Origin of the sequence: Corynebacterium glyciniphilum AJ 3170 (genome assembly GCF_007673095.1) — a bacterium.
Taxonomy (GTDB): domain Bacteria; phylum Actinomycetota; class Actinomycetes; order Mycobacteriales; family Mycobacteriaceae; genus Corynebacterium.
This window is the reverse complement of record NZ_VDYZ01000022.1, coordinates 20471-27876: the sequence shown is the minus strand read 5'-3', so window position 1 is coordinate 27876 and position 7406 is coordinate 20471. Positions and strand designations below refer to the sequence as shown.

The 7406-nt window shown below is 64.8% G+C and carries 8 protein-coding genes and 4 tRNA genes; 2 read left to right on the top strand and 10 right to left on the bottom strand.

Features of this window, described 5'->3' with window-relative positions; genetic code table 11:
- Positions 1-58 precede the first annotated feature (58 nt).
- The 4 genes from murA to FS507_RS15545 all read right to left on the bottom strand — a co-directional run bounded on the left by murA (position 59) and on the right by FS507_RS15545 (position 3692).
- Positions 59-1339, bottom strand: a complete 1281-nt coding sequence (gene murA, locus FS507_RS15560) for a UDP-N-acetylglucosamine 1-carboxyvinyltransferase (protein ID WP_145943686.1) — start codon at positions 1337-1339, stop codon at positions 59-61.
- A 21-nt stretch (positions 1340-1360) separates the two neighbouring features.
- The gene (ramA, locus tag FS507_RS15555; RefSeq protein WP_145943685.1) at positions 1361-2209 is read right to left on the bottom strand and encodes an acetate metabolism transcriptional regulator RamA; all 849 of its coding nucleotides are present in this window, start codon (positions 2207-2209) and stop codon (positions 1361-1363) included.
- 198 nt (positions 2210-2407) lie between these two features.
- Positions 2408-2890, bottom strand: coding sequence for a DUF2505 family protein (locus tag FS507_RS15550; RefSeq protein ID WP_145943684.1), 483 nt, complete (start codon positions 2888-2890; stop codon positions 2408-2410).
- Position 2891: 1 nt separating this feature from the next.
- Complete coding sequence (locus FS507_RS15545; protein WP_145943683.1) at positions 2892-3692, bottom strand: enoyl-CoA hydratase-related protein; 801 nt, start codon at positions 3690-3692, stop codon at positions 2892-2894.
- A gap of 151 nt (positions 3693-3843) precedes the next feature.
- Between FS507_RS15545 and cysK the strand changes: the two genes are divergently transcribed.
- The gene (gene cysK / locus FS507_RS15540; protein ID WP_145943682.1) at positions 3844-4779 is read left to right on the top strand and encodes a cysteine synthase A; all 936 of its coding nucleotides are present in this window, start codon (positions 3844-3846) and stop codon (positions 4777-4779) included.
- A gap of 155 nt (positions 4780-4934) precedes the next feature.
- Complete coding sequence (gene epsC / locus FS507_RS15535; RefSeq protein WP_145943681.1) at positions 4935-5519, top strand: serine O-acetyltransferase EpsC; 585 nt, start codon at positions 4935-4937, stop codon at positions 5517-5519.
- On the opposite strand, the gene FS507_RS15530 is transcribed toward epsC, so the two are convergent.
- From FS507_RS15530 to FS507_RS15505, 6 genes are all read right to left on the bottom strand, one after another.
- Positions 5516-5803 (bottom strand): GNAT family N-acetyltransferase, encoded by a 288-nt coding sequence (locus tag FS507_RS15530; RefSeq protein ID WP_186314725.1) that lies wholly within the window; start codon positions 5801-5803, stop codon positions 5516-5518. The two genes, epsC and FS507_RS15530, sit on opposite strands and share 4 nt — an antisense overlap.
- Before the next feature lie 86 nt (positions 5804-5889).
- Positions 5890-5962: transfer RNA gene (locus tag FS507_RS15525), tRNA-Phe, on the bottom strand.
- A 32-nt stretch (positions 5963-5994) separates the two neighbouring features.
- A tRNA-Asp gene (locus tag FS507_RS15520) sits at positions 5995-6071 on the bottom strand.
- A gap of 88 nt (positions 6072-6159) precedes the next feature.
- Complete coding sequence (locus FS507_RS15515) at positions 6160-7095, bottom strand: MsnO8 family LLM class oxidoreductase (RefSeq protein WP_145943679.1); 936 nt, start codon at positions 7093-7095, stop codon at positions 6160-6162.
- Between the two features lie 83 nt (positions 7096-7178).
- Positions 7179-7252 (bottom strand) — tRNA-Asp (locus tag FS507_RS15510).
- 35 nt (positions 7253-7287) lie between these two features.
- A tRNA-Glu gene (locus FS507_RS15505) sits at positions 7288-7360 on the bottom strand.
- Between the last annotated feature and the right edge of the window lie 46 nt (positions 7361-7406).

Below are 7406 nucleotides of genomic sequence, written 5' to 3'. Positions count from 1 at the left end.
CGTCTCGCTGACTCGCATCAATCTACACACACCCCCACCACACCCACAAACCACCAGGTCAGTGCTTGTGGTGGCGGCCTTCGCCCCCGGACTGCCGCTCCACAGTGGCGCCGAGCTCGACGAGCTTCTCGACGAAACCCGGATAGCCGCGGTCGATGTGGAAGACGTCGTTCACCTGGGTGACACCGTCAGCACACAGACCGGCAAGAACCAGACCTGCGCCGGCACGGATGTCCGAAGACCAGACAGGTGCGGAGCTGAGCTCCGTCACGCCCCGGATGCTCACGTGGTGCCCGTCGATGGTCATGTCCGCGCCGAGTCGCGTCATCTCGTCGACGAACCGGAACCGCGACTCGAAGATGTTCTCCGTGATCACGCTCATTCCCTCACTCACGGCACACAGCGCGATAGCCATCGGCTGCAGGTCGGTCGGGAACCCCGGGAACGGCAGGGTCTGGTAGTCCACCGCGGTCGGCCGCTGCTCCTGCGACACCCGGAACCCCGTCGGGTAGGTCTCCACCTTCGCGCCCGCCAGTTTGAGCTTTTCAAGAACCAGGTGCAGATGGGCCGGGTCGATGCCGCCGACCGTGATGTCTCCGCGCGTCATCGCCGCAGCATAGGCCCAGGTTCCCGCGACGATCCTGTCGCCGACCACCTCATGCTCGACCGGGTTCAGTTTCCTGACGCCGGTGACGGTGATCGTGTTACTGCCCTCCCCTTCCAGCTGCGCCCCCATGTCGCGGAGCATGAGACACAGGTCCACGATCTCCGGTTCGCGGGCCGCATTGTCCAGGATCGTGGTCCCCTCGGCGAGCACTGCAGCCGTGAGGATGTTCTCCGTGGCCCCGACCGACGGAAAGTCCAGCATGACCTTCGCACCGGTGAGCTTCTCGGTCTCAGTGACGACGCAGCCGTGCTCGATGCGGGTCTTCGCCCCAAGTTTCTCCAGCCCCGACTGGTGCATGTCGAGTGGCCGGCTACCGATCGCGTCCCCACCCGGTAGCGCGACTACCGCCCGGTGACACCGCGCGGTCAAAGGCCCGAGAACGCACACCGAGGCCCGGAACTGCCGGACCGCGTCGATGTCCGCGTCCGACGAGATCTCGGCGGGCGTGTGGATCGTGACAGTCGACCCGTCGAGCTCGACCTTGCACCCCAGTCCCCTGAGCACGTCCGCCATGTAGGGAACGTCCGCGATGTCCGGACAGTTACTCAGGACCGTCGTCCCCTCAGCGAGGAGCGCTGCCGACATGAGCTTCAGGACACTGTTCTTGGCCCCGTCGACCCGGACCGCACCGTTGAGACGGGCACCACCAGTTACAAGGAAATGATCTTTCACCCGTCCCATCCTACCCGGGGATCAGGGAAGAGCACCGATCCTGCGAGCGGCATTGACCGCCTCGTACCGTGTGTGGGCCCCGAGCTTGCGCATGACCGATCGCAGGTAGCTCTTCACCGTCTCGGCGCCGATTCCCATCTCCTCCGCAGCCTCCACGTTGGTATGCCCCAGTGCAACGCAGGCGAGGACGTCGAGTTCACGGGCGGAAAGCTTCGTCGTCTGCTTGACCCGGACCGGGCTGACCATCTGATCGCAGAGAATTTCGAGGTCACGACGAATCTCGTCGTCGACGACCCGGTTGGCGAGCATCCGCAGGCGGGAGTGCGTAGCCCTGACCTGTTCCCACTCAGCACCGGTCATCGACCGAGGTGGTTTCGCCGAGGACTCCCGCGCCCCGCCACCGTCCGCCCGACGCAGCGCGATATTGACGGCGAGATCCTGCTCCAGCACCCGGGCCGTCATCGTGACCTCCTCGAGCACCTTGTCCCCCATCCGTACCGGCGAATGCACTCCCGCATAGAGGACCCCGCGCATGTCCCGGCCGACGATGACCGGGACGGCGACGATGGAGTGCAGCCCCTCGTCCCGCACAGGACGGTCGTACTCGTGGGAGATGGATTTGGCACGTGCGTAGTCGGAGACACCGACCGGGCGGCGGGTCGCCATCACCCGGCCACCGACACCCTGACCAGAGTCGATGGTGAGGTTGTTGAGCGCCGGGGTACGTAATCCCACCCACTGGTTGATCACCATGCGCCCGTCAGGCTGGCACGATCCGAACATCGTGACGGGAATGCCCGTCGAGTTCTTCAGTGACGACAGAGCTGATCGAATGGCGTCGTCATCATCCCGGTGACGCTGCTGCTCCACGGCGCACCTTTCTGTTGTGATCGAATGTCACCCCCGATCAGGTCACACCCGAGTGCGGGGGAACACGGGCTTTACAGACCCCAAGTATAGAAAGATCTGAGTCTTCCCCCAAAACCCGCTGGTCCAACCCCCACTCCCCCATACCGGGGTTGTTCCCCACCCCCGGGAAACAAAAGCCGGACACCCCCGTTTCCCTACCTACTCCGCGGCCAGCCGACGGATCCTCCCGAGGCCACCGTCAACTGTCTTGTCCGCGCTCTCCACGAGCTTCTTGGCGATCTTCCCTCCCAACAGTGGGATTCCGACCTCGGCGATGACCTCCGCATTGACGGTGACCGATGCGTCGTCGGTCCGCGTGTAGGCCATCACCACGGTCATCGTCCCGATCCCCTTGGGCAACGGGGTGACTGTCGTGGACGTGAAACCGTCATCCTCGATCACCGTGATATCCGAGGTCTGTTCCATACTGAATCCGGTGCTGCCGTCGTCCTTCTCACTGGCTGCGACGACGCGGGCATGCACCGAGCCGTCCTCGTTGACCTCCCGCTCAGCTTCCGTCACGATGAGTTTCGACGTCGATGCGTCGTCGACGGTCAGCAGGTAGGTCTCGGATGAGGCGATCTCGTGGACTTTCTCCAGGGGCAGGTCGATCGTCCTGGTGAGTTCTGCACTCTTCGACATGTCAGCGGTGCCTCCACTTGGGCTTGCGCTTCTCGACGAAGGCGCTCATCCCCTCTTTCTGGTCCTCGGTGGCGAACAGTCCCCAGAATGCCTCCCGTTCCTGACGCAGCCCTTCGAGCAGCGGGGTGTTCAGCGCCGCATCAACAGCCTCCGTCGCCGCGGCCAGGGCCACCGACGACTGGGCCGCCACCGAGTCCGCGATAGTGGCGACCTCGTCGAGGAACCCGTCCGCCGCGAGCACGCGGGACACGAGACCGGAACGTTCGGCTTCCTCCGCACCCATCGTCCGACCGGTGAGGATCAGGTCCATGGCCTTGTACTTCCCGACGGCCCGGGTGAGTCGCTGGGTGCCACCCATCCCCGGGATGACACCGAGCGTGATCTCCGGTTGCCCGAATTTGGCCTTCTCACTGGCCAGGATGATGTCACCCATCATCGCCAGTTCACATCCGCCGCCGAGGGCGAATCCCGAGACCGCCGTGATGATCGGCGTCTGGACCGTGGTGACACGCTCCCACATGGCGTAGAAACGCTTCATCTTGATGTCCGGCCACGTCTGGTCCTTCATCTGCGTGATGTCGGCGCCCGCGGCGAACGCCTTCTCGGAACCGGTGATGACGATCGCGCGGACCGACGGGTCGGCGTCGAACTGTTCGAGGGCACCGACCACCTCCTCCATGACCGTCTGATTCAACGCGTTGAGCGCTTTGGGACGGTTGAGCGTGATGGTCGCGACCGCCCCGTCGACTCCCCCGGTGCTCGTGATGATGGTTTCGGCGTCCTGCCCTGTCTGTTCAGTCATACCCCGATTGTGTCACAGGATGCCGCCCTCCAGGCGTCCTCGACAGTGATACCCGTGGCGAGGTGGGACAACATTGTGTAGACTGGCCCCCGAATACAGACAGACCGATCGGTCTGTTGGCCTGAGGGAAACGAAAGGACCATTCACCAGCATGGCTAAGATCTACGAGAACATCACTGACCTGATCGGCAACACCCCTCTGGTGAAGCTGAGCAAGCTGACCGAGGGGCTCCCCGGCACCGTCGCGGTGAAGCTCGAGTCCGCCAACCCCGGCAACTCCGTCAAGGACCGTATCGGTGTGGCGATCATCGAAGCCGCAGAGAAGGACGGTTCCCTCAAGCCCGGCGGAACGATCGTCGAGGCCACGTCCGGCAACACCGGTATCGCACTGGCCACCGTCGGCGCGGCGCGCGGCTACAAGGTCATCCTGACGATGCCGGAGTCGATGTCCCTGGAGCGGCGCATCATGCTCCGCGCCCTGGGTGCCGAGCTGGTCCTCACGCCCCCGCCCGCCGGCATGCAGGGTGCCGTCGACAAGGCCAACGAGATCGTCGAATCGACCGAGAACGCGGTCCTGGCACGCCAGTTCGCCAACCCCGCGAACCCCGAGGTCCACTACAAGACCACCGGTCCGGAGATCTGGGAGGACACCGACGGCAAGGTCGACGTCTTCATCGCCGGCGTCGGCACCGGCGGAACGATCTCAGGGGCCGGCAAGTACCTCAAGGAGCAGAACGAGAACGTCCGCGTCGTCGGCGTCGAGCCCAAGGACTCCCCCCTTCTCACCGAGGGGACGTTCGGTCCGCACAAGATCCAGGGCATCGGCACCAACTTCTTCCCGGACAACCTCAACAAGGACATCCTGGACGACGTCTACGACGCCACCATCGACGACTCCGTCAAGTACGCCCGCGAGCTCGCGGCCCAGGAAGGCATCCTGGTCGGTATCTCCACCGGTTCCAACATCTGGGCTGCACTTGAGGAGGCGAAGAAGCCGGAGAACGAAGGCAAGCTGATCGTCGCGATCGTCGCCGACTTCGGCGAGCGCTACGTGTCGACCCTCCTGTTCGACGACCTGCGCGATTAAGCAGACGGCGCACCCGACCCTCACGGCCCCGGAGCACGGAAACGTCCGTATCATCAGGTGACACCCACCTGCACGGACGTCACCGAGCACCGAGGCCGTTTTCCATGCAGAACCGAGAAACACCTTTACGCCCGAGAAGAAGGAGGACTCCACCGGTGAGTCTGCTGCGCACGATCAAGGAAGACCTGGACAACGCAAGGACACACGACCCCGCAGCGCGCGGGGACCTGGAGAATGCCCTGGTGTACTCCGGTCTCCACGCGATCTGGAGTCACCGGATCTCGCATCGACTGTGGGAACGCGGTGCCAAGGGCCCCGCACGCGTCCTCAGCCAGTTCACGCGGTTCCTCACCGGTATCGAGATCCATCCGGGTGCCACCATCGGCCGACGGTTCTTCATCGACCACGGCATGGGCGTGGTCATCGGTGAAACCGCCGAGATCGGGGACGACGTGATGCTGTACCACGGCGTCACCCTCGGCGGGTCTGAGCTGGTCCAGCGTAAGCGCCACCCCACGATCGGGGACGGGGTGATGGTCGGTGCCGGTGCCAAGGTCCTCGGCCCCATCACCATCGGTGCACGCTCGGCCATCGGCGCCAATTCGGTGGTCACCAAGGATGCACCGGCAGACTCGATCCTCATCGGCGCGCCGGCGAAGGTCCGCCACCGTAAGGCCGAGGAGCGCACTCCCCTGGTCGATCCGGCCGGCTACGTCAACGACATGCAGAACAACATCTAGCGCACCATGTCAGCGTACTCGGGATTCTTGGCAATGAACCCCTCCACCGCCGAGCAGCTCGGGAGAACCCCGAAACCTTCGGCACGGGTGGCGTCCAACGCCGCAGAGATCAACGGGCCCGACAGTCCCTGACCCCGGAATTCGGGGTCGATGACGGTGTGGTTGAAGTCGCGGACCTGGCCCAGCTGGACGTACTCTGCGTAGCCGGCGACGGCGTCCCCGATCTGCAGGACGTAACGACCGCCGTCGACGTCATGGGTCACGGACATATTCTCGGTACTCATGGTCACGAGTGTAGGCCCTCCCGCAGAGTGCACACCGAAAGACAACATCCCCCTCGGTACCGGAGTACCGAGGGGGATGTTCGCTGTGCCCAGACCAGGGATCGAACCAGGGACCTTACACTTTTCAGGCGTACGCTCTACCAACTGAGCTATCTGGGCAAGAAAGCCCGGAGGAGGACCCTCGGACTATCTGGCGACCCTGACGAGACTTGAACTCGCGACCTCCGCCGTGACAGGGCGGCGCGCTAACCAACTGCGCCACAGGGCCATGCACCATCAGCGGTCTGACCGAAGCCGATCGCTGTGCACGATGGGATACTGTACACAGCACCCCGGGAGACAGACAAATGCAATGGTCAGCCGTCCACGGCGGACAGAATCTCCGCCAGCAGCCCGTCACTGCGCGCCTGCCCGTCGGGGTCCGGGGATCCTCCTGTCACCAGGATCTCTGCGGCACCGGTTCTCTCGGCGAGTGCGGTGACAGCGGCGGTGACGTCGTCCGGAGTGCCGTATATCGTCGCCTCGAGCCCCCGAGCGATGCGCTGACGCTGCTGGGCCGTCAGCTCGGCTTCGTCCAGTGCCGCAGCAGGCCGCAGCGCCATGAACCGCCCCGTACTCCTCGACAGCACCTGCGCCCACACCTCGGGGAGGACGAGTGCCCGCGCCTCCTCACGGCTCTCCGCCACCGCAATCTGACAGGAGGCGAGGGAACCCTCCACGTATGCGGGACGGGGCCCACCGAGGATGACGCCGAGCCCCAACTGCCGGGCCGTCTCCAGGGTCCGCGGCGAACCTCCGGTCAACAGAAAAAGCGGGGGAGGATTGCCGACGGCCGGCCGCAACGTCACCGGCGCCTGCCCTCGCAGATACTCGACGACCTCACCGAGGTCCGCGGCGAAGTCTGCGCGCGCCTCCCCTGCATCCTCCGGTTGGCGGAGCGCCCGCCTGACTGCCGGGGTAAACCCCGGGGACGAACCGAGTCCGATGTCGACCCTGCCGGGGAACAGCGACTCCAACACTGCAGCCTGTTCAGCCACGACGATCGGCGCGTGGTCAGGGACCATGATCCCGGCCGTCCCGATCCGGATCGTGTCCGTCGCCTGCGCCACCGCGGCCGCAAGAATACCGGGCGCACTACCTGCGATACCGGGAACAGCGTGGTGCTCGGCGACGAGAAACCGGTGGTAGCCGAGTTTCTCGGCGTGCTCCGCCCGGTCCACGACGGCCCGCACCGCCTCAGCGTCAGTAGAGCCCTCCACTGTGTTGGCCCGGTCAAGAAGGGAGTAGCGCATGTCCCCCAACCTAGGCCATCCGGGGGAAGCACGGGCAACGCAGCGGGCACACACCGTGTGGTGTGTGCCCGCTGCGTTTACTGCGACCCTGACGAGACTTGAACTCGCGACCTCCGCCGTGACAGGGCGGCGCGCTAACCAACTGCGCCACAGGGCCATTATCTGGTTGTACGGAAGACGAATCTTTCGCAGTACTCCCAACGGGATTCGAACCCGTGTTGCCGCCGTGAAAGGGCGGAGTCCTAGGCCACTAGACGATGGGAGCCCTACCTCAAGCAGAAGAACACACGACAACCGCGTCCGCTTCTGTT

Coding starts and splice junctions, on each gene's coding strand:
- FS507_RS15530 (WP_186314725.1), bottom strand. CDS start 5,803: ATGAGTACCGAGAATATGTCCGTGACCCATGACGTCGACGGCGGTCGT.
- FS507_RS15515 (WP_145943679.1), bottom strand. CDS start 7,095: ATGCGCTACTCCCTTCTTGACCGGGCCAACACAGTGGAGGGCTCTACT.
- FS507_RS15545 (WP_145943683.1), bottom strand. CDS start 3,692: ATGACTGAACAGACAGGGCAGGACGCCGAAACCATCATCACGAGCACC.
- FS507_RS15550 (WP_145943684.1), bottom strand. CDS start 2,890: ATGTCGAAGAGTGCAGAACTCACCAGGACGATCGACCTGCCCCTGGAG.
- cysK (WP_145943682.1), top strand. CDS start 3,844: ATGGCTAAGATCTACGAGAACATCACTGACCTGATCGGCAACACCCCT.